The sequence below is a fragment of the Paraburkholderia sp. BL17N1 genome, assembly GCF_003634175.1.
Taxonomy (GTDB): Bacteria; Pseudomonadota; Gammaproteobacteria; order Burkholderiales; family Burkholderiaceae; genus Paraburkholderia.
The window spans coordinates 2,058,036-2,079,617 of the sequence record NZ_RBIW01000001.1; the positions used below are offsets into that span (position 1 = coordinate 2,058,036).

Here is a 21,582-nt window from a genome sequence, read left to right on the forward strand (position 1 = left end):
AACAAACGAAGGCCTTTCGTATAATCCGCCAATGAAAACCCAACTCGATGAGCGCTTCGGCTTTCTGATTTCCGACGTCGGTCGCCTGACAGGCAAGCGTTTCGACGATCTCGCGAAGTCGTCGGTCGACTTGACGCGCGCGCAGTGCCGCGTGCTGGCCTATCTCGCGCACTACGGCGACACCAATCAGGCGCGGCTTGCGGACCTGCTCGAGGTCGCGCCGATTTCGGCGGGGCGTTTGCTGGATCGGATGGAAGAGGGCGGCTGGATCGAGCGGACGGCCAATCCGCAGGACCGCCGCGAGCGCCAGGTGAACATGACGCCGAAGGCCGAGCGCACGCTCGGCAAGGCGCGCAAAGTCGGCGACGAAGTCGCGCTTGAAGCGCTGAACGGCTTCACCGATGAAGAAGCGAAGCAGTTGATCGCGTTGTTGCAGCGGGTGCGGGGGAATTTGAGCCGGTTGGTGGATCGGTAACAGGCGGCACGCGGCTGGTTGAGCGGGGTGTCGATTGCGCCGCCGCCGGCTTCTTTCAAACCGTAGCTTCAAAGTCCGTAGGTCGGCACAGAGCGTGCGGTTGACGGCGCGCTTTGGCGCGCCGCGTGCCGACTATTTCGACTCGGGCGTCCCCGACGCTCCCGACGGCGGCACCAGTTCGAAACACGCCGGCGGCGCGACGGACGTTCTGGTTTTTGCGTCGGTCTGCTGCGGGTCAATACATTTGAATGCGCTCTGATCGCGCTGGACGAAAATCGTGTCGGCTGACCCAGCGCTGCCATGGGCGCCATTCAGGACAGCGACGATCTTGTAGCCGTCCTGCAGCAATGTGGAGAGGGTGGTTGCGCTGGTGCGCCACTGACTGTCGGGCGGTGTCTGAGCCTGAGCGGCGAAGGCGGCCGTGCCGCCGAGCAAAGCGATGGAAGCGGTGGCCGCGGCAAGCACGGCGGTGCGGAACGTCATCAAGAAACCTCCTTGAAGTTGCTGTAGTTGCAGTTCGGAAAGCCAAAACAAAAAAGCCGCTGAACCTTGCGGATCAGCGGCTTTTTCTTGCAACTGGTGGCGAATCAGGGACTCGAACCCCGGACCTGCGGATTATGATTCCGTCGCTCTAACCAACTGAGCTAATTCGCCGAAAGAAGCGAGATTATGCGGACGGCACCGGAGGCTGTCAACCCCCGGTGCACAACTTTTTCAAGAAGCTGTCACGTCCATCAGACGCGTCAATCTTTCGCGTAGATATCCGAGTCCTTGGTTTCCCGGACAAACAGCATGCCGATCACGAAGGTGACGAGCGCGATCACGATCGGATACCACAGCCCCGAAAAGATATTGCCCTTCGCCGCCACGATCGCAAAGGCGGTGGCCGGCAGGAAGCCGCCGAACCAGCCATTGCCGATGTGATACGGCAGCGACATCGACGTATAGCGGATGCGCGTCGGGAACATCTCCACCAGCATCGCCGCGATCGGGCCGTAGACCATCGTCACGTAAATCATCATGATCGTCAGAATCACCACGGTCATTGGCCAGTTGATCTGCGTGGGATCGGCCTTCGGCGCATAACCGGCGGTCTTCAGCGTCGTCGCGAGAGTCTTGTCGAACGTCTTGCCTTGATCCTTGGCGTCCGCAGCCTTGCCGTCATACGTGTTGATCACCGTATCGCCGACCTTGATCTCCGCCAGCGTGCCCGCCGGCGCGGCGACGTTCTCGTAGTTCAAACCGGCCTTCGAGAGCGCGCTCTTGGCGATGTCGCAGGAACTCGTGAACTTCGCGGTGCCGACCGGGTTGAACTGGAACGAGCACTCGTCCGGATTCGCGATCACGACGATCGGCGCCTTCGCGGTCGCCGCTTCCAGTGCTGGATTGGTGTAATGCGCGAGCGCCTTGAACAGCGGGAAGTACGTGCACGCGGCGATCAGCAGGCCGGCCATGATGATCGGCTTGCGGCCGATACGATCCGACAGCGAGCCGAAGAACAGGAAGAACGGCGTGCCGATCAGGAGCGCGATCGCGATCATGATGTTGGCGCTGCTGCCATCCACTTTCAGCGTCTGCGTCAGGAAGAACAGCGTGTAGAACTGGCCTGTGTACCAGACCACGGCCTGGCCGGCGGTGAGGCCGATCAGCGCGAGAATCACGATCTTCAGATTCTTCCACTGGCCGAAGGCTTCGGTCAACGGCGCCTTGGAGGTCTTGCCTTCGGACTTGATGCGCTCGAACACCGGCGATTCGTGCAGTTGCAGACGAATCCACACTGACACGGCCAGCAAAAGGATCGAGACGATGAACGGAATGCGCCAGCCCCAGGCGCCGAACGCATCCTCACCCATTGCCGTGCGCACGCCGAGAATCACCAGCAGCGACAGGAACAGGCCGAGCGTGGCGGTGGTCTGGATCCATGCCGTGTAGAAGCCGCGGCGTCCCGGCGGCGCATGTTCGGCCACGTAGGTGGCGGCGCCGCCATACTCGCCGCCGAGCGCGAGGCCTTGCAGCATCCGCATCGCGATGAAGATCACGGGCGATGCAAAGCCGATCGACGCGTAGCCCGGCAGGAAGCCGACCAGGAACGTCGACAAGCCCATGATCACGATCGTCACGAGGAACGTGTACTTGCGCCCGACCATATCGCCGAGCCGCCCGAACACGATCGCGCCGAACGGCCGGACCGCGAAGCCGGCCGCGAAGCTGAGCAGCGTGAAGATGAAGGCAGCTGTCGGATTGACGCCGGAGAAGAAGCTCTTGCTGATGAAGGCCGCCAGCGAGCCGGCCAGATAGAAGTCGTACCACTCGAAAACCGTACCCAGCGACGATGCGAAGATCACCCGCTTCTCTTCGCGCGTCATCGGCACGTGCGAGATTTGCCCGCCAACGGTAGCCATATGTCGTCTCCAATATTGATATGCACGCGGTTCGCCGGTAACGGCGTTCCCGTGAAACCGATTATTGGAGTGGAAACTTACGGCGTACTGACGTGGCGGGGTGAATTTGCAGGCCTGGTCTGTGTTGTGGGTTTTCGCCCAACACGCGCCTATCTGGCGCCAAACTGGCCCAATTTACACCCAACGTATCTCATTATTGAGTCGGCGAATCGACGCATTCAGGTCGCGTTAGGGTAAGTCCCGGCCCGTTCGTGCACGTGCAGACTGACGCGTACGAGCGTGCCGGCAAGCCGCGGCGAAGTTTGATAGACGTTGTCGTCGATCGTCAGCTCGCCGCCGTGCATGGTCGCGATCTCGCGGACGATCGCGAGTCCGAGGCCGCTGCCGTCGCCTTCGCGGCCGAGAATCCGGTAGAAGCGCTCGATCACCCGCGAACGCTCGGCGACCGGAATGCCGAGGCCTGTATCCTCGACTTCCAGATGCACGAGCCGCGCCGCCGCGTCGTGCCGCACTCTGACGGTGATGCGGCCGCCCGGCGGCGTATAGCGGATCGCGTTGTCGATCAGATTCGAAAGCATTTCGCGCAACATGACCGGATTGCCATTCACTTCGACCGGTTCGTCAGGCGCTTCGTAGCCCAGATCCATCTGCTTGGCGAGCGCGGCCTGAACCCAGTCGCGCACTGCACTGCGCGCGACCTCCGTCACTTCGACCGGTGTGAAAATCTGACCCGACATGCGGTTCTCCGCGCGCGCCAGCGCCAGCAGTTGCGTGACGAGCCGCGCGGCGTGCTCCGAGCTGGTGGCGATCTGCTCAAGCGAGCGATGCACCTCCGCGGAGGCGTCCTGACGCAGCGCCAGCTCGGCCTGCGTGCGCAAGCCGGCAAGCGGGGTCTTCATCTGATGCGCGGCGTCGGCGATAAAGCGTTTTTGCAGCTCCATGTTCTGTTCGAGACGCGTCAGCAGATCGTTGAACGAGGTCACGAGCGGCTCGATTTCCGGCGGCGCGCGCCGCGCCTCGAGCGGCGACAGGTCGTCCGGGCGGCGCGCGCGGATATGCGCCTGTAGCGCGTGCAGCGGCGCGAGCCCGCGCGAGAGCCCGAACCACACCAGCAGGATCGCGAGCGGCAGAATCACGAACTGCGGCAAGATCACGCCTTTGATGATGTCGTTGGCGAGCTGGCTGCGTTTGTCGAGCGTTTCGGCGACCTGCACCAGCACGGGCTGCGCGCCGGGCGTCTGCGGAAATTCCACAGTCGTGTAGGCGACGCGGATGTCGTTGCCGCGCAGCACATCGTCACGAAATTCGACGAGACCCGGCTGCGGGCGGTCTTCCTCGTGCGGCAGCGGCATGTCGCGCTCGCCGCCCACCAGTTCGCCGCGCGTGCCGAGCACCTGATAGAACACACTGTCGACATTGTCCGCGCGCAGAAAGTCGCGCGTGGAGTCGGGCAGCGTCAGTTCCGCCACGCCGTTCACCGGATGAATCTGGCGGGCCAGCACGTAGGCGTCCGTTTCCAGCGCGCGGTCGAACGGGCCGTTCGCGATCGACTTCGCGACCAGATAGGTGACCGCGAGACTCATTGGCCAAAGCAGTAGCAGCGGCGCCAGCATCCAGTCGAGAATCTCGCCGAACAGCGAGCGCGGGCGCGCCTCGGCGGCGGCTTCGGTTTCGTCGGGCGGGGCGAACGGGTTGGCGTAGCGCTCGTCGCGCGCCTCGTCGAGGTCCGCCGCGTGCGCCGTAGCGCGATCTGCGCGTGCGGACATGGGCGGCCTCTATTTGTAGTGATGGCTCGCCGGCATTGCGCCGGACGGCGGCGCGGCGGGCGGTTCGGGCTCGGCGGGTGCGGGCGTGGTCGTAGCGTTCGCGCTCGTGCTTGCGCTCGGCGCTGACGCGGCCTTCTCAAGACAGTAGCCCAGACCGCGCACGGTGATGATGCGCACGCCGCTCGGCTCGATTTTCTTGCGCAGGCGGTGCACGTAGACCTCGATCGCGTTGTTGCTGACTTCTTCGCCCCATTCGCACAGATGATCGACGAGTTGTTCCTTCGAAACCAGCCGGCCGATCCGCTGCAGCAGCACTTCGAGCAAACCCAGCTCGCGCGCCGACAGGTCGATCACCTGCTCGTTGACATAGGCGATCCGGCCGACCTGGTCGAACGACAGCGAGCCGTGCCGCACGACCGTCGGGCCGCCGCCGGCACCGCGCCGCGTCAGGGCGCGCACGCGTGCTTCGAGTTCGTTCAGCGCGAAGGGTTTGGCCATGTAGTCGTCGGCGCCGAAGTCGAGGCCCTTGACGCGCTCGTCGACGCTGTCCGCGGCGGTCAGGATCAGCACCGGCAGGGTGGAATTGCGCGCGCGCAGGCGTCGCAACACCTCGAGGCCGGACATGCGCGGCAGGCCCAGATCGAGAATCAGCAGGTCGAAAGATTGCATCGACAGCGCGGTATCGGCCTCGACGCCGCTCTTTACGTGATCGACGGCATAGGCCGATTGGCGGAGTGATCGAACCAGACCGTCCGCGAGTATGCTGTCGTCTTCGGCAATCAGAATTCGCATGGTGCGCCAGCCTGGCCTTGCCGGCACCGCGGGGTGTCCCCCCGGCGCACAGCGGTCTCCGAAAATTATTGTGGGTAGTTGGGCAGCGCGACGGTAAAAATGCGCGTTCGCATGAGAATCGTGCTTGCCAAAACTACTGTTTTTTTATACAGTGTCTGGGTTTCGTGTGCTGTCCTTTCAAAGTGGGCTGCACATCCGCCTCAGACGCCGTTCATCATAGCAAAGGACGATTCATGGAAGAAAGCAAGAAAGGCTCGGCTGGACTGACGGCTGAAAAGAGCAAGGCACTCGCTGCCGCACTCGCACAGATCGAAAAGCAGTTCGGTAAAGGGTCGGTCATGCGGCTCGGCGCAGGTGAGGCGGTCGAAGATATCCAGGTGGTCTCAACCGGATCGCTCGGCCTCGACATCGCGTTGGGCGTCGGCGGTTTGCCGCGTGGCCGTGTGGTCGAAATTTATGGCCCGGAATCGTCCGGTAAAACCACGCTGACGTTGCAGGTCGTCGCCGAAATGCAGAAGCTCGGCGGCACGGCAGCGTTTATCGACGCGGAACACGCGCTGGACATCCAGTACGCGGGCAAGCTCGGCGTCAACGTGAACGAACTGCTGGTTTCGCAACCAGACACTGGCGAACAGGCGCTCGAAATCGCCGACGCGCTGGTGCGCTCGGGTTCGATCGACATGATCGTGATCGACTCGGTCGCGGCACTCGTGCCGAAGGCTGAAATCGAAGGCGAAATGGGCGACTCGCTGCCGGGTCTGCAAGCGCGTCTCATGTCGCAAGCGCTGCGCAAACTCACCGGCACGATCAAGCGCACGAACTGCCTTGTGATCTTCATCAACCAGATCCGCATGAAGATCGGCGTGATGTTCGGCAATCCGGAAACCACTACGGGCGGTAACGCGTTGAAGTTCTACGCGTCGGTGCGTCTGGACATTCGCCGTATCGGTTCGATCAAGAAGAACGACGAAGTGATCGGCAACGAAACGCGCGTGAAGGTAGTGAAGAACAAGGTGGCGCCGCCGTTCCGCGAAGCGATTTTCGACATTCTGTACGGCGAAGGAATTTCACGTCAGGGCGAAATCATCGACCTGGGCGTGCAAGCCAAGATCGTCGACAAGGCCGGCGCGTGGTACAGCTACAGCGGCGAACGTATCGGTCAGGGCAAGGACAACGCGCGTGAATTCCTGCGCGAAAATCCGGATATCGCTCGTGAAATCGAAAATCGTATCCGCGAATCGCTGGGCGTGAATGCCATGGCTGAAGCCGTGACCGGCGCAGCCGCTGAAGTCGCGGACGAAGAAGAGTAACCATCACGTGATACGCAAGGGCCGGCCGTTGTCCGATTCCGGACGCCACGCGGACGGCCCGCGTGATGAAGACGACGCGTCGTTCGATCCGTTCGAATCGTTCGACGCACACGACCGCGCCGCGGGCCGCAATCCGCAGCGCGTGCAGTTTGAATCCTCGCCGCCCGTAGGCTCGGATCCCTCCGAGACCACCTACACCCGCTCACGTCGAGTCCCAGGCGAAGCGAAACCCGGGCAAGACGAAGCCAAACAATCCAAACGTCCGGCACGGTCTTTAAAAGGCCGCGCGCTCGGCTATCTATCCCGCCGCGAATACAGCCGCACCGAACTGGCGCGCAAGCTGAAGCCATTCGTCGAGGAAACCGACTCTCTCGACACCGTGCTCGACTCGCTGGAAGCCGAAAACTGGCTGTCCGACTCGCGCTTTGCCGAAAGCCTGATTCATCGCCGCTCGTCGCGATTGGGCGCGAGCCCGATAGTTGGCGAATTGAAGCAGCATTCGGTCGACCAGACGCTTGTCGAAGAAGCGAGCGCGCAATTGCGCGAAACCGAACTCGCCCGCGCTCATGCCGTCTGGCAAAAGAAGTTCGGCCGGCTTCCCGAAACGCCTGCCGAACGGGCGAAACAGCAGCGCTTTCTGGCATCGCGCGGATTTTCGGGCGCCACGATCGGCAAAATCCTCAAGGGAATGGACGAGGAGTGGAGCGGCGAGTAGCCGCGTCGTCCATCGTTTGCATACAAGACCCTTTGGGGTGGCACGTTCCGCTCTCAGCCGCGCGCGGCACGGCCGTGCGCAATCGGACCTGTCCCAAATACCCAGTATGCTAAAATTCGTGGGTTTTCCAATCCGGCCTTTCCTTCCCGCATGCCGCTCTCCCAGCCCGTGTCCCGTCAGTTGCGCCATCGTCGCGCAATCAGAGCGGAAGCCTATGAGCGAGCCGATGGCCTGTGGGATGTGGAAGCGTGCTTGACTGACGAAAAACCGCGCGACGTAGTGCTTGCGTCGGGCGTCCGGCCCAAGGGTCAGCCGATCCATGAACTCTGGCTTCGCATCACCATCGATCGCAAGCTCAATGTCGTTGACGCCGAGGCGTCGTCCGACTGGGTGCCCTATCCTGGTTTGTGCCAAGCCAGCAATCCCGCCTACCGTGCCCTCATCGGGCTCAATCTCCGTCAAAACTTCCGTCGCGAGTCTGCCCGTGTGCTCGGTGGCACGGCGGGTTGCACGCATCTCACCGAGCTGTGCGCAATTCTGCCGACCGCCGCGATTCAGGCGTTCGCGGGCGAAGTGTGGAATACCGGTGACAGCACGCCGGGCGCGAACGCAGGTTCAGGAGACGGATCGTCTAACAGCACAGGCGAGCATTCCAACGATAAACCGCCATTCCAGCTGGGACGCTGCCACGCGCTGCGTTTCGACGGCGAGGCGGTGCAGCAGTTTTATCCGCGCTGGTATGGCCGCGCTCCGTATACAGCGGATCGCGCGGCATCGTCAGGCGACGGGGCAGTCCGCCAGACAGGCGAGGGCGGCAACGCGTCCGGCATGAACGACGGCAGCGGAAACGAAGTTCAATCCAACTCTCAGACTGAAGGGAATCACGCATGAAGATTCACGAGTACCAGGGTAAGGAAATCCTGCGGAAATTCGGCGTCGCGGTACCGCGCGGCAAGCCGGTCTTCTCGGTGGATGATGCGGTCAAGGCCGCGGAAGAGCTCGGCGGCCCGGTATGGGTCGTGAAGGCTCAGATCCACGCGGGTGGCCGTGGCAAGGGCGGCGGCGTGAAGGTCGCCAAGTCGCTGGATCAGGTTCGCGAGTACTCGGAACAGATCCTCGGCATGCAGCTCGTCACGCACCAGACCGGTCCGGAAGGCCAGAAGGTGAATCGCCTGCTGATCGAAGAAGGCGCTGACATCAAGAAGGAACTGTATGTCGGCCTCGTGATCGATCGCGTGTCGCAGAAGATCGTCGTGATGGCATCGAGCGAAGGCGGCATGGACGTCGAAGAAGTCGCGGAAAAGACGCCTGAGCTGATCCACAAGATCGCCGTCGACCCGGCAACCGGCCTGAAAGACGCCGAAGCCGACGAACTGGCCACGAAGATCGGCGTGCCCGCTGCTTCGCTGCCGCAAGCGCGCGCGATCCTGCAAGGCCTGTACAAGGCATTCTGGGAAACCGACGCATCGCTGGCCGAAATCAACCCGCTGATCCTGACCGGCGACGGCAAGGTCATCGCGTTGGACGCCAAGTTCAACTTCGATTCGAACGCGCTGTTCCGTCACCCGGAAATCGTCGCGTATCGCGATCTGGACGAAGAAGATCCGGCTGAAGTCGAAGCGTCGAAGTTCGACCTCGCATACATCTCGCTCGACGGCAACATCGGCTGCCTCGTGAACGGTGCTGGCCTCGCCATGGCAACGATGGACACCATCAAGCTGTTCGGCGGCGAACCGGCGAACTTCCTGGACGTGGGCGGTGGCGCCACGACCGAGAAGGTCACGGAAGCGTTCAAGATCATGCTGAAGAACCCGAACCTGACCGCGATTCTGGTCAACATTTTCGGCGGCATCATGCGCTGCGACGTGATCGCGGAAGGCGTGATCGCGGCGTCGAAGGCCGTGTCGCTGAAGGTGCCGCTCGTGGTCCGCATGAAGGGCACGAACGAAGACCTCGGCAAGAAGATGCTCGCTGAATCCGGTCTGCCGATCATCGCGGCGGACAGCATGGAAGAAGCGGCTCAGAAGGTCGTCGCGGCTGCTGCGGGCAAGGCGTAAGCGTCGCCCCCGGCGGCTTTTTGCCAGAATTAACCAGGATTACGAATGGCGGCGTGCGAGCGACGCGGGCGAGAACATTCCGCCTCGCGGCGCCATCGCATGACGCCAAACGAACAGAGGTCAATACATGTCGATTCTGATTAACAAAGACACCAAGGTCATCACGCAGGGCATCACCGGCAAGACCGGTCAGTTCCACACGCGTGCTTGCCGTGAATATGCAAACGGCCGCGAAGCGTACGTTGCGGGCGTGAACCCGAAGCGTGCCGGCGAAGACTTCGAAGGCATTCCTATCTACGCTAGCGTCGCTGAAGCCAAGGCTGAAACGGGCGCGACCGTGTCGGTGATTTATGTTCCGCCGGCAGGCGCCGCGGCTGCCATCTGGGAAGCGGTCGAAGCCGATCTGGATCTGGCGATCTGTATCACGGAAGGCATTCCCGTCCGTGACATGATCGAGCTGAAGGCTCGTATGCGCGCTGAAAACCGCAAGACACTGTTGCTCGGCCCGAACTGCCCGGGCACGATCACGCCAGACGAACTGAAGATCGGCATCATGCCGGGTCACATCCACCGCAAGGGCCGCATCGGCGTCGTGTCGCGTTCGGGCACGCTGACGTACGAAGCAGTCGGCCAATTGACGGCGATCGGCCTCGGCCAGTCGTCGGCGGTCGGTATCGGCGGCGACCCGATCAACGGTCTGAAGCACATCGACGTGATGAAGATGTTCAACGACGATCCGGAAACGGACGCCGTCATCATGATCGGCGAGATCGGCGGTCCGGACGAAGCCAACGCTGCTGAGTGGATCAAGGACAACATGAAGAAGCCGGTGGTCGGCTTCATCGCGGGTGTCACGGCGCCTCCGGGCAAGCGCATGGGCCACGCCGGCGCGCTGATCTCGGGCGGTGCTGACACCGCTGAAGCGAAGCTGGAAATCATGGACGCATGCGGCATCAAGGTCACGAAGAACCCGTCGGAAATGGCGCGTCTTCTGAAGGCAATGCTGTAAGTCGAAATTCGCGCGCTGTCACGGCGCGTTTTTTGATACGCTTACGAAGTCCTTTCGTGAGCACGCGGTTCAAAAAGCGGGGGAGTGCAGACTCCTCCGCTTTTTTTATTGGCCGCTCGCCGCATTTCTTCTTATTCTTTCAATCATGCTCGAGTTCTTCGCCACGCTCCACTGGGGCGCTGTCATCCAGATCATCGTCATCGACATTCTGCTGGGTGGCGATAATGCCGTCGTGATCGCGCTGGCCTGCCGCAATTTGCCGCCGTCCCAGCGCACGAAAGGCGTGCTGTGGGGTACGGCAGGCGCGATTGTGCTGCGCGTGGCGTTGATCGCGTTCGCGGTCGCGCTGCTCGATGTGCCGCTGCTGAAGTTTGCGGGCGGCCTGTTGCTGCTGTGGATCGGCGTGCGTCTGATGGCGCCGGCGCATGACCCGCATGAGAACATCAAGCCGGCTGACAAGCTGATGGCGGCGATCAAGACCATCATCGTCGCCGACGCGGTCATGAGCCTCGACAACGTGATCGCGATCGCGGGCGCTGCTGAGGCGGCCGATCCCGAGCACCGTCTAGCGTTGGTGATCTTCGGTCTGGTGGTGAGCATCCCGTTGATCGTGTGGGGCAGCCAGCTGGTTCTTAAACTGCTCGACCGCTTCCCGATCGTCATCACGCTCGGCGCCGGGTTGCTGGGCTGGATTGCGGGCGGGCTGATCATCAACGACCCGGCAGGCGATCGCTGGCCGATCCTCGATACGCCGTTGGCCGAATACGGCATGAGCATCGCGGGGGCGCTGTTCGTCGTCGTCCTTGGTTATCTGCTCAAGCGCCGCAACGCCCATCGCGCGGCGGCTTGAGACGCGCTCCGGCGTCGGCATGAGGCGCACCACGCTGCAACGTTAGCCATTCGGCTGACTGTCTGACACGAACGCCGCTGGCTACGATTGATACGCCTGTTCCCGATCCGTGGGGCAGGCGTTTTCGTTTCAGGAGCCTGCCGATGATCTTCACTTTGCCTTATTGCCCGTACTCCCAATCCTCGCTCGCCACGCGCTCACGATCTTGCCGGGCGGCCTGGTCCGCGCGGCTCGCGCGTGCCTGCCGACACCTCGGTTCCGGTTTCACGCTGATCGAGCTGATGATCGTGCTGGCGATCGTCGGCGTGATCGCGGCCTATGCGATTCCCGCGTATCAGGACTATCTGGCTCGCAGCCGCGTCGGCGAGGGGCTGTCGCTGGCGGCGTCCGCGCGGCTGGCGGTGGCTGAAAACGCCGCGAGCGGCAACACGTTCAGTGGCGGTTATGCGTCGCCGCCCGCCACCCGCAACGTCGAATCCATTCGGGTCGACGACGACACCGGCCAGATCACCGTCGCCTTCACGGCGCGCGTCGCAGCCGTTGGTTCGAATACGCTCACGCTCGTGCCGTCGGTGCCTGACAATGCGGATGCGCCGACTGCGCGCGTCGCGTTGAGCAAGGGCGGAGTGCAGGCGGGCGCGCTGACGTGGGAATGTTTTGCGGGCGGCAAAGCGGCGTCCTCGCTGCCGGCGCCGGGCGCAGGCCCGGCACCGACCGATGCGCCCACGTTGCCGTCGAATCTCGCCCCGCCTGAGTGCCGTTCGTGAACGTATGCGACATGAGCGCGCGATAACCGCGGGAGAGCGGCGCGGCGTCGCAGTCGTCCGCACGTAAAAGGCTGATTTTTGGGATATTTCAGCCGGCTCGGCGCACAGCAGGAGAATTTTTTTGTATAGTGCGCCGGTTGCTGACGCCCACCGGTTCCTCGATGCCCACCCCTTTCGCGCGCTATCTGTCTTTCATTTTGTTGGCTCTCGCGTTGGTGCTGCCTTATGCAGTTGTCAACCATACGTATCCGATTCCGACCTTTTACGCTGAATTCACCGCACTCGCCCTGTATCTGCTGACCGGGGCGGGTGTCGTGCTGATGGTGGCGAGCGCCAAGCCGCGTGTGACGTTCGCGTCGCCGGTGGTCGCGCTGGTGCCGTTGCTGTTCGGGCTGTTGCTGGTGGCGCAGTCGGTGGTGTTGCCGGTCTCGCAACCTTCCATGAACTGGCTCGGCGGCGGCTATTTGCTGGCGGCCTTCATGGCGACGCACGCCGGTTATGGCTTCACGCGTGCCAAGCTCAACGAGACCGCGTTGCGCTGGGCGGCTGGGGCGTTGATCGTCGGCGGACTGTTTGCGGTGTTTTGCCAGGTCGTCCAGTTGTTTCACCTCGAAGTGCGCGTGTCGCCGCTTGTGGTCGCGTATAACGTGACCGTCGAGCGCCGGCCGTTCGGCAACATGGCTCAGGCCAACCACCTCGCCACCTACATCGCGTTTGCGATGGCGGGTGCGCTGTTCCTCGTGCAAACGCGGCGGATCGCCGTGAGCATCTGGTTCCTCGTGTCGACGATTTTCGCGGTGGGCCTCGCGCTGACCGTGTCGCGCGGGCCGTGGCTGCAGATGGGTGTGATCGTGGTGGCCGGTTTCTGGATGGCGTTCGCGCAGATGCGCGACCAGTCGCAGGTACGCCGCGGCAATCGCGAATGGATCATTCCCATCGCGCTCGCCGTGCTGTTTTTCGTGATCAACGCGCTGATCCGCTGGGCCAACGTTCACTATCACCTGGAGCTCGGACAGTCCGCGGCGGAACGTTTTCAGGATGCCGGCCAGATCGCGCCGCGCCTCGCGCTGTGGAAATACGGCTGGACGATGTTCAAGACGCATCCGCTGCTGGGGGTCGGTTGGGGCGAATTTCCGAGCTACCAGTACGAGTTTGCGAAGTCGCTCGGCGGCGTCGAGATCGCCAACAATTCGCACGACATCTTTATCGACCTGCTAGCGAAGACCGGTTTGATCGGCCTCGCGATCGTGCTGTTCGGTCTGATTACGTGGCTCGTGCGCGTGGTGCGCGCGCCGCAAAGTTCAGCGCGCGTATTCGGCATTGCGCTGATCGGCGTGCTGGTCATGCACGCGCTGGTCGAATATCCGCAGCAGTATATGTTCTTCCTGTTGCCGGCGATGTTCGTGTTCGGCCTGCTGGAAACGCGGCCGCTGCGGCTCGTGCCCGCACGGCTGTCGTTCGGCGTCTTTGCGGTGGTGGTGTTCGGCGGGCTGGCCGCGCTGTATCCGGTGTATCGCGACTATGCGCGCGCCGAGGTGCTGTACTACGGCCAGCGTCCCGCCGAGCAATATCGTGCGGCCCCGTCGTTCCTGTTCCAGGCGTGGGGCGAATATGGTCTGGCGACGCTTTTGCCGATGAATTCGACGGATCTGCCACAGAAGCTCGCCATGCACAAACAGGCGATGGCGCTGCTGCCGGGCGAAACCGTATTGCGTCGCTATGCGGTGTTGCAGGCGTTGAGCGGCGATCAGGCCGGGGCGCTCGATACTGTCGAACGACTGAAGATTTTCGCCACGGAACTGAAGGACTGGCCGTCGCAACTGAGCTACGTGTACGAGCTTTGCGACGAGCAGAAAACGCTGACCGGTTTCAAGGCGGAACTGGTCAAGCGCTACGGCATGCCGCCGGGCGACGTCAATGAGGACGACAACAGCGACGAGGAGTGAGGCGCTGCGTTCGCTTCAATCTTCAATGCTTCAAGGATTCAAGGGTGGGTTGATGACGCAGCCAGTCGTCAACTCGCCACCCAATCCCCCGACTTCCCGCCATGCTTTTCCAGCACGCGCACATCGGTGATCGTCATGCCGCGATCCACCGCCTTGCACATGTCGTACACGGTCAATAATCCGACCTGCACGGCAGTCAGCGCTTCCATCTCCACGCCCGTTCGCCCCAGCGTTTCAACCTGAACCGTGCAATGCGCGCCCGGCAGCGTGTCATCGAGCTCGAAATCCACCTTGACGCGCGTCAACGCAAGCGGATGACACAGCGGAATCAGATCGGCCGTGCGCTTCGAGCCTTGAATCGCGGCAATCCGCGCGATGCCGATCACGTCGCCCTTCTTGGCGTTGCCGTCGCGAATCAGCGCGAAGGTTTCCGGCAGCATGCGAATCGAGCCACGCGCAACGGCGATGCGCCTGGTCTCCTGCTTGCCGCCGACGTCCACCATATGCGCCTGGCCGGCTGCGTCGAAATGAGTGAGTTCAGGCATGGTTGGGCTCCTTCAGAGGGCGCCTATCATAGCAGCGCGGCATGGGCGGATTACAATTGCCCATGCTCGCTATCTTAGTCCGAGCGGCGGGCGTCGCTTTCGACTTCGTCAACTCGAGCTCGCGATGCGTCTCAAACGGTTCCTCGCTGCGTTGCTGTCTGTCGCGCTGGCCGCACCGCCCGGCGCGTTCGCGCAATCGCCCGGCGGGTCGAGCATCGCGCTCAACACCTTGCCCGCGGAGCCGCCGCTGGTTAGCGGCCCGGCCGATGCCTACGCCGATCCGCTCGTTCCGTCCGATATCGCGCAAGGCGTGTTCGGTGTGTACGGCGGCGCGCAGAGCCGCTTCTCGGGCAACACCGGCGTGAACACCAACTGGCGCACACCGATCGTTACGCAACAGCTCCCCGATCTCGGCAACGGCGGTTCCGGCTCGCTTACGCCACAGGCCGAGCGCAAGCTCGGCGAGCGCGTGATGCGCGAACTGCGCCGCGACCCCGACTATCTCGAGGACTGGCTGGTGCGCGACTATCTGAACTCGGTTGCCGCGAAACTGGCCGCGGCGGCGAGCGCGCTCTATATCGGCGGATATCGGCCGGACTTCGATCTGTTCGCGGTGCGCGACCCGCAGATCAACGCCTTCTCGCTGCCGGGCGGTTTTATCGGCGTGAACACCGGCCTGATCGTGGCCACGCAGACGGAGTCCGAGTTGGCATCGGTACTGGGTCACGAAATGGGACACGTCTTGCAGCGGCACATCTCGCGCATGATCACAACCGGCGAGCGCAGCGGCTACGCGGCGCTCGCGGGCCTATTGTTCGGCGTGCTGGCCGGCGTGCTCGCGCATAGCGGCGACCTCGGCAGCGCGATTGCGATCGGCGGCCAGGCGTATGCGGTCGACAACCAGTTGCGTTTCTCGCGTTCCGCCGAGCACGAGGCGGACCGCGTCGGCTTTCTGCTGCTTGCCGGCGCCGGCTACGATCCCTACGCGATGACCACCTTCTTCGGTCGCCTCGATCGTGCCGCGATGAGCGACACCGGCATTCCGGCGTACGCGCGCACCCATCCGCTGACCGGCGAACGGATTGCCGATATGGAGGACCGTGCGCGCCGCGCGCCTTACCGGCAACCGCATCAATCGGCCGAATATGGTTTCGTGCGGGCACGCTCTCGTCTGCTGCAGGACCGCTCGCGCAGCGATTACGGCGACGAGATTTCGCGCTTGGGCTCGGAGATCGAGGACCGCACCGCGGTCAACGTCGCGGCGAACTGGTACGGCATTGCGTACGGGCAGATGCTGCTCGAACGTTACGACGACGCTGCGGCGTCGCTGGCGTCGTCCCGCGCCGCGTTCGCGACGGGTGAGCAGGCCGAGGGCGGCACGGCACGCAGTTCGCCGAGTCTCGACGTGTTGGCCGCCGACATCGCGCGGCGCGCCGGCCGTGACGACGAAGCCGCGCGTCTGGCCGAGCTGGCGCAGAAGCGCTGGCCACAGTCGAATGCCGCCATCGACATGCATATCCGCACCTTGCTGACCTTGCACCGTTTTGCCGATGCTCAGGCGCTTGCGCAAAAAGAAACCCGTGCCCAGCCCGGTCAGCCGGCCTGGTGGCTGTATCTTGCCCAGGCTAGCGCGGGCACCGGCGACGCATTGACCCAGCATCGTGCGATGGCTGAAAAGTTCGCGCTCGAGGGAGCGTGGCCTTCGGCGATCCGTCAATTGAAGGACGCGCGCGATCTGAAGACGATCGGCTACTACGATCTCGCGACCGTCGACGCGAGGCTGCATGAGATGGAAAGCCGCTATCAGGAGGAGCGGCTGGACGAAAAGAGTTAAGCGTCGCCTGGTTGCCTGCGCCTGGCTGGGTCCAACGCGCTGGCCTCGTCGAAGCACAGCGCCGCGCGTAGGCTAAGGTTCAAGCGCCCGCAGCCGCCGGACTTGGCACAAATCCAAACCGCGCCGCAACGTCGCTTCGCCGCACAGCCTGCAGCGGCAGCACAACCTGATTGTTCCAGCGAAACTCGCCGCTCATCGAATCGTCGGCCAGCGTCGCGTGATCGGAGAACACCTCCAGATCGTGGTCGTGCAGGACGGCGACTCTCGGCGGCGTCGAGCCGTCGGTAAAGAGAATGCCGCCTTCTTCATCGACGAACACGGCTGCGGGCTCGAACGGGCCGCCCGCCTGGTCCTGCAAGGCGAGCACTGCGGCGCCGGCCTCCGTATTGGCCGACAGCCGCACCACCCACGGCGTATAGCCCAACTCGACATACACGCGCTGCGGACCGTTCTGGAAATACCACTGCCCGCGCTCGTCAGCGTCGTAATTCCGGTTGATGAACGCGAGCAACGCTTCATGGCGGATCGGTGTACCCGGCGAACCACTCGACTGCGCGGCTTCGTCGCGCATGCGCCAGTTACCGCGCCTGTCCAGCATCAGCCACCCTGTGCAGCTCGGTACATTCGGCCATTTGGCCAAGGCCTGCTTGACGATGTCATCCATGATCGACGTGTTGCTCCAGATAGCCGAGCACGCGCCGCGACAGCCAGTCGATGCGGCCCGGAAACGGCCCGGTCATAAAGCCGGCGTGGCCGCCGTGCCTGGGTTGGTCGAGTTCCACCGCCTCCGAGACTTCATGCCGCGACGGCAATGCCGCAGCCGGCAGGAACGGGTCGTTGCGCGCGTTCAGCACCAGCGTCGGCACCTGAATGTGCGGCAGCAGAGGACGCGTGGTCGCCGTGCTCCAATAGTCGTCGGTATCGCGAAAGCCGTGCAGCGGCGCGGTCACCACGTTGTCGAACTCGTACATGGTGCGGCTCGCCAGCATCGCGCCACGGTCGAACAGGCCGGGAAACTGAACCAGCTTCTGCTCGGCCTTCTGCTTGAGCGTCCTCAGGAAACTGCGCGTGTAGACGAGGCCGAAACCCTGTGACAACGCTCGGCCGCCGGCATGCACGTCGATGGGTGTCGAGATCGCCGCGGCGGCCGAGATCACCGAGGCCGCGTCTTCGCGCCGCTCGCCCAGCCAGCGCAGCAGCACATTGCCGCCGAGCGACACGCCGGCCGCCACGATCGGCCCGCGATGCGCGGCGCGCAGGCGACGCAGCACCCAGTCGACTTCGTTGCTGTCGGCGAGATGATAGAAGCGCGGCATGCGGTTCAACGTTCCGCTGCAACTGCGAAAGTGCGGCACGACGCCGTGCCAGCCGCACTCGCGCGCGGCCGCCATCAACGAAGCGGCGTAGTGCGAGCCGGAACTGCCTTCGAGGCCGTGAAACAGGACAAAGAGCGGGGCGGTCTCGGCGGGAATGCGAGGTGCGGCGTCGGCGTGGCCCGAATGTTGGACCCAGTCGAGATCGATGAAATCGCCGTCTGGCGTGTCCCAGCGCTCGCGCCGAAACGAGACGGCGGGGCGGCGCGCAAACAGCGACGGGACGATGGTCTGCACATGCCGGTTCGGCAGCCAGAGCGGCGCGCGGTAGAGCAAGTCGACGGCCGCTTCGACCGTCGCCTCGACGGCGGCCGCGGCGCGTGCCGCGCCGGAAGAAGCGGATTGATCGTGCGTCGTGCCCAAAAGGGACTTCCTGCGGGGCGTGCTCATGCCTGCTTCAGAACAAAAAAGTGAAACGCGCGGTGCGCGTCAGTGCAGCGACCCCTGGCCATGCCGCATCTTCGTGGCGAACTGGCTGGCGGCTTCGTTGGGCATCGGACTCGCGTGAATGTGCGCGATGCGCCATTCGCCGCGTTCGTGAACCATCACGTAAGTCGTGAACACCATGGCGGGCGTGGCCTTCGGGTCGGCCGGCCGGTGCGCTTCGGCAATCGCGTAGACCACGGTGCCGAGGCTGTCATAGACGCGGATATCGAGCGGTTCGATGGAAACCCGCGCGGTTTCGAGCTGGGTCTGCAAGCCCGCGCGAATGCTGTCGAGGCCGTGCAGGTGCGAGCCGTCGGCGCAGATGCAGCTGACGAACTCTTCATCGATCCACAGACCCATCAAGCTGTCGATATTGACCTCGGCGACGGCCTGGTAATAGGCATTCAGGGTATCGGCGGCGGCTTCGAAGATATGGGCAAAACGTGGCATGGCTCGTCAGTCTCTTGTGCGCGGCGCGCGGTTGCGGGACAGCGGTCAGCGGAACAGTCCGGGGCACCGGACAATCGCACCCGAGCGCCAGAATGCCCGCGCCGCAAGGCGCGAACATGACGCGACGCGCTCAGGGCGTGCGGTGTTGCGTGCAAGTGTCAGCGAGTTCAGCGTTGCGCCAGCAACATGCCGCGCAAATCGCCGAACACCTGCTCGGCGCTCAACTGCCTCAGGCAGTTCAGATGACCAAGCGGACACTCGCGCTCAAAACAGGGGCTGCATTCGAGATGAAGCCATTGTACCTTCGCAAGCTCGGACAAGGGCGGCGTGTGGCGCGGATCGGTCGAGCCGTACACGGCCACCAGCGGCCGGCGCAGCGCGGCGGCCACATGCATCAGGCCGGAATCGTTGGTGACGACCGCGTTGGCGCGCGAGATCAAGGCGCACGCCTCGCCCAGCGCGGTCTGGCCGCACAGGTTGCGCACGTTCGGCGCTCGCTCGGCAATGGCCTGTGCGAGCGGCGCGTCTTTCGGCGAACCGAGTGCGACGATCTGCGTGTACGGGAACGACTGGCCGACCATTTGCGCGAGCGATGCGAAGTGCTCGGGCGGCCAGCGTTTGGCCGGGCCGTATTCGGCGCCCGGACAGAACACCAGCAGCGGCACGCGCGTGTCGAGATTGAAGCGTGCCGAGACGCGCGACGCTTCGTTCAGGTCCGCGTCGAGGCGCGGCATCGGCAGGTCGTCGGGCAGCTTGGCGCCGGGCGCGTAGGCGAGGGCGGCGTACTGGCTGACCATCGGCGGGCGCTCGTCCTTGCGCGGATTCGCATGACGCACGTTCAGCAGGCCGTAGCGGCTCTCGCCGGTATAGCCGATGCGCAGCGGAATACCCGCCATCCACGGAATCAGCGCCGACTTGAGCGAGTTCGGCAGCACGTAGGCGGCGTCGTAGCCGACATCGCGCAAGTCGCTCGCCAGCTGCCAGCGGCGCAGCATTTGCAGCTTGCCGTGCGCGAGATCCGTGGCGTAGACGTCGCGGATTTCCGGCATACGTTCGAGTACAGGTGCGACCCACGAGGGCGCGACCGCGTCGATGACGATGCGCGGATGCAATTTCACGAGGCGCGCAAACAGCGGCTGCGCCATCAATGCGTCACCGATCCAGTTCGGTGCGATAACCAACGCGCGACGCATCAGAGTGAGTGTCCGGTGTCGAAACGAAACCCCGCGCAGGTTTTGCGCGTGGCATTCGGATTAGTAAAAGGGGAAAAGCCGCAAGCCGCGTGGCGTATTTCCGGCATGGCCGGACGCGCCGCGGTGGCGGCCCTGCTGTGACGCGCCTGCTTTCGGACCGGGTTGCGCGTGCGCGTGGCATGGTCACGGTCTACTGCACGACCGGCGCCGGCTCGTGCAACGACGAACCTCGCCGCGGCACAACCCGCAGCCGATCAGGAAGCGAACCCCACGACACAACCCGCGCCCAACCCGCAACGAAGCGGGCCGCCGACCCGGCAAGCGGCGCCACAAGCCATCAGTGCTCAGTGCGCCGTATTCAATGACCCTTGACCACTTCGCCGTCGCGCAGCTTGTAACGCGTGCTGCAGTACGGGCACTTGGCTTCGCCATGCGTGACGTCGATAAAGACACGCGGATGCGCGCTCCAGCGCGGCATGGCCGGATTCGGGCAATACGCCGGCAGGTCTTTTGCCGACAGTTCGACCAGCGGCATTTCCTTGATTTCGCTCATGAGACGTTCTCGTTGTATGCAGGGTGCGTGCGTTTCGCCGGTTGATTCCGGCGCAGCGCGCGTTAGATCTTGGTGAGCCAGTTCGCGTACTTGTCGCTCTTGCCGTTCACGATATCGAAGAAGCCCGACTGCAGCTTCTCGGTAATCGGGCCGCGCGTGCCCGAGCCGATCGTGCGGTTGTCGAGTTCGCGGATCGGCGTGACTTCGGCGGCGGTGCCGGTGAAGAACGCTTCGTCGCAGGTATAAACCTCGTCGCGCGTGATGCGTTTTTCGATCACCTGAATGCCCGCGTCGCGCGCCAGCGTGATGACCGTGTCGCGCGTAATGCCGTCGAGGCACGACGACAGGTCCGGCGTGTACAGCTTGCCGTTGTTCACGAGGAAGAAGTTCTCGCCGGAGCCTTCCGACACGTAGCCGTCCACGTCGAGCAGCAGCGCTTCGTCGTAGCCGTCGGCGATGGCTTCCTGGTTGGCGAGGATCGAGTTCACGTACCAGCCCGACGCCTTGGCGCGGACCATCGACACGTTCACGTGATGGCGCGTGAACGACGAAGTCTTCACGCGGATGCCCTTGGCGATACCGTCTTCACCGAGGTACGCGCCCCACGGCCAGGCGGCGATCGCCACGTGGATGGTGTTGCCCTTGGCCGACACGCCGAGCTTTTCCGAGCCGACCCAGATGATCGGGCGCAGGTAGCAGGATTCGAGCTTGTTTTCGCGGACCACTTCGCATTGCGCGGCGGCGAGCGTTTCGTGGTCGAACGGCACGTCCATCTGGAAGATCTTGGCCGAGTTCAGCAGACGCTTGGTGTGTTCCTGCAGACGGAAAATCGCGGTGCCGCCGTCCGCGGTCTTGTAGGCGCGTACGCCTTCGAAGACGCCCATGCCGTAGTGCAGCGTGTGGGTGAGCACGTGGATCTTGGCGTCGCGCCAGTCGATGAGCTTGCCATCCATCCAGATCTTGCCGTCGCGGTCGGCCATTGACATACGATTCTCCAGCGGGTGCGTTGTTAGGCGTAGCTATGTCGGGTATAGCCAGGACCCGCATTTTAACGTCTTTTGCACACGAAACGGGCATTTGGCCGCATTCCCGACGCTATAATCCAGCGCACGCATAATT

General features: G+C 63.5%; 21 protein-coding genes and 1 tRNA gene. 10 read left to right on the top strand and 12 right to left on the bottom strand.

Translation table 11 applies throughout. The features are described 5' to 3' along the window. The first annotated feature begins 31 nt into the window (after positions 1-31). Positions 32-475: a MarR family transcriptional regulator gene (locus B0G82_RS09255; RefSeq protein ID WP_116139222.1), complete on the top strand. Its 444-nt coding sequence runs from the start codon at positions 32-34 to the stop codon at positions 473-475. Between the two features lie 132 nt (positions 476-607). Here the strand turns inward: B0G82_RS09255 and B0G82_RS09260 are convergent, their stop codons facing one another. From B0G82_RS09260 to B0G82_RS09280, 5 genes are all read right to left on the bottom strand, one after another. Then, positions 608-958, bottom strand: coding sequence for a hypothetical protein (locus tag B0G82_RS09260; protein WP_116148254.1), 351 nt, complete (start codon positions 956-958; stop codon positions 608-610). 94 nt (positions 959-1,052) lie between these two features. Beyond that, positions 1,053-1,129 (bottom strand) — tRNA-Met (locus B0G82_RS09265). A gap of 89 nt (positions 1,130-1,218) precedes the next feature. Next, complete coding sequence (locus B0G82_RS09270) at positions 1,219-2,877, bottom strand: MFS transporter (protein ID WP_121307207.1); 1,659 nt, start codon at positions 2,875-2,877, stop codon at positions 1,219-1,221. Between the two features lie 218 nt (positions 2,878-3,095). After that, complete coding sequence (locus B0G82_RS09275) at positions 3,096-4,643, bottom strand: sensor histidine kinase (RefSeq protein WP_106284066.1); 1,548 nt, start codon at positions 4,641-4,643, stop codon at positions 3,096-3,098. Between the two features lie 9 nt (positions 4,644-4,652). After that, the gene (locus B0G82_RS09280) at positions 4,653-5,435 is read right to left on the bottom strand and encodes a response regulator transcription factor (RefSeq protein WP_121307208.1); all 783 of its coding nucleotides are present in this window, start codon (positions 5,433-5,435) and stop codon (positions 4,653-4,655) included. Between the two features lie 233 nt (positions 5,436-5,668). Between B0G82_RS09280 and recA the strand changes: the two genes are divergently transcribed. The 8 genes from recA to B0G82_RS09320 all read left to right on the top strand — a co-directional run bounded on the left by recA (position 5,669) and on the right by B0G82_RS09320 (position 14,089). Next, on the top strand, positions 5,669-6,745 hold the full coding sequence (gene recA / locus B0G82_RS09285) for a recombinase RecA (RefSeq protein ID WP_012434255.1): 1,077 nt from the start codon (positions 5,669-5,671) through the stop codon (positions 6,743-6,745). Between the two features lie 7 nt (positions 6,746-6,752). Beyond that, on the top strand, positions 6,753-7,460 hold the full coding sequence (gene recX / locus B0G82_RS09290; protein ID WP_121307209.1) for a recombination regulator RecX: 708 nt from the start codon (positions 6,753-6,755) through the stop codon (positions 7,458-7,460). A gap of 150 nt (positions 7,461-7,610) precedes the next feature. Then, positions 7,611-8,351: a DUF2889 domain-containing protein gene (locus tag B0G82_RS09295; protein ID WP_121307210.1), complete on the top strand. Its 741-nt coding sequence runs from the start codon at positions 7,611-7,613 to the stop codon at positions 8,349-8,351. Beyond that, positions 8,348-9,517, top strand: a complete 1,170-nt coding sequence (gene sucC / locus B0G82_RS09300) for an ADP-forming succinate--CoA ligase subunit beta (RefSeq protein WP_012434252.1) — start codon at positions 8,348-8,350, stop codon at positions 9,515-9,517. The genes B0G82_RS09295 and sucC overlap by 4 nt, the downstream gene beginning before the upstream one ends. A 127-nt stretch (positions 9,518-9,644) precedes the next feature. Next, positions 9,645-10,526 (top strand): succinate--CoA ligase subunit alpha, encoded by an 882-nt coding sequence (gene sucD, locus B0G82_RS09305; RefSeq protein WP_091799342.1) that lies wholly within the window; start codon positions 9,645-9,647, stop codon positions 10,524-10,526. 145 nt (positions 10,527-10,671) lie between these two features. Continuing rightward, positions 10,672-11,376 carry a TerC family protein gene (locus tag B0G82_RS09310; protein ID WP_106284071.1) on the top strand — a complete coding sequence of 235 codons (705 nt, stop codon included), beginning with the start codon at positions 10,672-10,674 and terminating at the stop codon, positions 11,374-11,376. A gap of 143 nt (positions 11,377-11,519) precedes the next feature. Beyond that, complete coding sequence (locus B0G82_RS09315) at positions 11,520-12,143, top strand: pilin (RefSeq protein ID WP_121307211.1); 624 nt, start codon at positions 11,520-11,522, stop codon at positions 12,141-12,143. Between the two features lie 161 nt (positions 12,144-12,304). Next, the gene (locus tag B0G82_RS09320) at positions 12,305-14,089 is read left to right on the top strand and encodes a Wzy polymerase domain-containing protein (RefSeq protein WP_121308641.1); all 1,785 of its coding nucleotides are present in this window, start codon (positions 12,305-12,307) and stop codon (positions 14,087-14,089) included. A 68-nt stretch (positions 14,090-14,157) separates the two neighbouring features. On the opposite strand, the gene moaC is transcribed toward B0G82_RS09320, so the two are convergent. Then, positions 14,158-14,634 (bottom strand): cyclic pyranopterin monophosphate synthase MoaC, encoded by a 477-nt coding sequence (gene moaC / locus B0G82_RS09325; RefSeq protein WP_121307212.1) that lies wholly within the window; start codon positions 14,632-14,634, stop codon positions 14,158-14,160. Between the two features lie 124 nt (positions 14,635-14,758). On the opposite strand from moaC, the gene B0G82_RS09330 reads away from it, so the two are divergent. Continuing rightward, positions 14,759-16,468 carry a M48 family metalloprotease gene (locus B0G82_RS09330; RefSeq protein ID WP_121307213.1) on the top strand — a complete coding sequence of 570 codons (1,710 nt, stop codon included), beginning with the start codon at positions 14,759-14,761 and terminating at the stop codon, positions 16,466-16,468. Positions 16,469-16,547: 79 nt separating this feature from the next. Here B0G82_RS09330 and B0G82_RS09335 read toward each other — a convergent pair whose 3' ends face one another. The 6 genes from B0G82_RS09335 to B0G82_RS09360 form a co-directional block, all read right to left on the bottom strand. After that, positions 16,548-17,132: a DUF2946 family protein gene (locus B0G82_RS09335; protein ID WP_121307214.1), complete on the bottom strand. Its 585-nt coding sequence runs from the start codon at positions 17,130-17,132 to the stop codon at positions 16,548-16,550. Continuing rightward, entirely contained in the window at positions 17,125-18,231 is a 1,107-nt protein-coding gene (locus tag B0G82_RS09340; protein WP_121307215.1) for a hydrolase, read from the bottom strand. Before B0G82_RS09340 ends, B0G82_RS09335 begins: the two co-directional genes overlap by 8 nt. A gap of 39 nt (positions 18,232-18,270) precedes the next feature. After that, complete coding sequence (locus B0G82_RS09345) at positions 18,271-18,717, bottom strand: nuclear transport factor 2 family protein (protein ID WP_106284077.1); 447 nt, start codon at positions 18,715-18,717, stop codon at positions 18,271-18,273. A gap of 167 nt (positions 18,718-18,884) precedes the next feature. Continuing rightward, positions 18,885-19,910, bottom strand: a complete 1,026-nt coding sequence (gene waaF / locus B0G82_RS09350; RefSeq protein WP_121307216.1) for a lipopolysaccharide heptosyltransferase II — start codon at positions 19,908-19,910, stop codon at positions 18,885-18,887. Between the two features lie 358 nt (positions 19,911-20,268). Next, the gene (locus B0G82_RS09355) at positions 20,269-20,463 is read right to left on the bottom strand and encodes a zinc-finger domain-containing protein (RefSeq protein WP_007180502.1); all 195 of its coding nucleotides are present in this window, start codon (positions 20,461-20,463) and stop codon (positions 20,269-20,271) included. A gap of 62 nt (positions 20,464-20,525) precedes the next feature. Continuing rightward, the gene (locus B0G82_RS09360; protein WP_106284079.1) at positions 20,526-21,449 is read right to left on the bottom strand and encodes a branched-chain amino acid transaminase; all 924 of its coding nucleotides are present in this window, start codon (positions 21,447-21,449) and stop codon (positions 20,526-20,528) included. Positions 21,450-21,582 lie beyond the last annotated feature (133 nt).

Bases quoted from the DNA above. Each gene is read 5' to 3' on its own strand.
- B0G82_RS09255 (WP_116139222.1), top strand. From the start codon at position 32: ATGAAAACCCAACTCGATGAGCGCTTCGGCTTTCTGATTTCCGACGTC.
- B0G82_RS09260 (WP_116148254.1), bottom strand. From the start codon at position 958: ATGACGTTCCGCACCGCCGTGCTTGCCGCGGCCACCGCTTCCATCGCT.
- B0G82_RS09270 (WP_121307207.1), bottom strand. From the start codon at position 2,877: ATGGCTACCGTTGGCGGGCAAATCTCGCACGTGCCGATGACGCGCGAA.
- B0G82_RS09275 (WP_106284066.1), bottom strand. From the start codon at position 4,643: ATGTCCGCACGCGCAGATCGCGCTACGGCGCACGCGGCGGACCTCGAC.
- B0G82_RS09280 (WP_121307208.1), bottom strand. From the start codon at position 5,435: ATGCGAATTCTGATTGCCGAAGACGACAGCATACTCGCGGACGGTCTG.
- recA (WP_012434255.1), top strand. From the start codon at position 5,669: ATGGAAGAAAGCAAGAAAGGCTCGGCTGGACTGACGGCTGAAAAGAGC.
- B0G82_RS09295 (WP_121307210.1), top strand. From the start codon at position 7,611: ATGCCGCTCTCCCAGCCCGTGTCCCGTCAGTTGCGCCATCGTCGCGCA.
- sucC (WP_012434252.1), top strand. From the start codon at position 8,348: ATGAAGATTCACGAGTACCAGGGTAAGGAAATCCTGCGGAAATTCGGC.
- sucD (WP_091799342.1), top strand. From the start codon at position 9,645: ATGTCGATTCTGATTAACAAAGACACCAAGGTCATCACGCAGGGCATC.
- B0G82_RS09310 (WP_106284071.1), top strand. From the start codon at position 10,672: ATGCTCGAGTTCTTCGCCACGCTCCACTGGGGCGCTGTCATCCAGATC.
- B0G82_RS09315 (WP_121307211.1), top strand. From the start codon at position 11,520: ATGATCTTCACTTTGCCTTATTGCCCGTACTCCCAATCCTCGCTCGCC.
- B0G82_RS09320 (WP_121308641.1), top strand. From the start codon at position 12,305: ATGCCCACCCCTTTCGCGCGCTATCTGTCTTTCATTTTGTTGGCTCTC.
- moaC (WP_121307212.1), bottom strand. From the start codon at position 14,634: ATGCCTGAACTCACTCATTTCGACGCAGCCGGCCAGGCGCATATGGTG.
- B0G82_RS09330 (WP_121307213.1), top strand. From the start codon at position 14,759: ATGCGTCTCAAACGGTTCCTCGCTGCGTTGCTGTCTGTCGCGCTGGCC.
- B0G82_RS09335 (WP_121307214.1), bottom strand. From the start codon at position 17,132: ATGGATGACATCGTCAAGCAGGCCTTGGCCAAATGGCCGAATGTACCG.
- B0G82_RS09340 (WP_121307215.1), bottom strand. From the start codon at position 18,231: ATGAGCACGCCCCGCAGGAAGTCCCTTTTGGGCACGACGCACGATCAA.
- B0G82_RS09345 (WP_106284077.1), bottom strand. From the start codon at position 18,717: ATGCCACGTTTTGCCCATATCTTCGAAGCCGCCGCCGATACCCTGAAT.
- waaF (WP_121307216.1), bottom strand. From the start codon at position 19,910: ATGCGTCGCGCGTTGGTTATCGCACCGAACTGGATCGGTGACGCATTG.
- B0G82_RS09355 (WP_007180502.1), bottom strand. From the start codon at position 20,463: ATGAGCGAAATCAAGGAAATGCCGCTGGTCGAACTGTCGGCAAAAGAC.
- B0G82_RS09360 (WP_106284079.1), bottom strand. From the start codon at position 21,449: ATGTCAATGGCCGACCGCGACGGCAAGATCTGGATGGATGGCAAGCTC.